This is a genomic window from Nocardiopsis lambiniae (assembly GCF_031845465.1).
Classification (GTDB): Bacteria; Actinomycetota; Actinomycetes; order Streptosporangiales; family Streptosporangiaceae; genus Nocardiopsis; species Nocardiopsis lambiniae.
On sequence record NZ_JAVREP010000060.1, the window covers coordinates 1 to 255 of the forward strand.

The 255-nt window shown below is 54.9% G+C and carries 1 rRNA gene; it reads right to left on the minus strand.

The window, feature by feature from the left end:
* Positions 1-255 (minus strand): 23S ribosomal RNA (locus RM479_RS27725); the annotation flags it as partial.

Here is a 255-nt window from a genome sequence, read left to right on the forward strand (position 1 = left end):
TGCACTTACACTCGACACCTGATTACCAACCAGGCTGAGGGAACCTTTGGGCGCCTCCGTTACCTTTTGGGAGGCAACCGCCCCAGTTAAACTACCCACCAGACACTGTCCCCGAACCGGATCACGGTCCAAGGTTAGATGCCCGAAACAGTCAGAGTGGTATTTCACCAACGCCTCCACCGCCACTGGCGTGACGACTTCACCGGCTCCCACCTATCCTACACAAACCATCCCAAACACCAATGTCAAGCTATA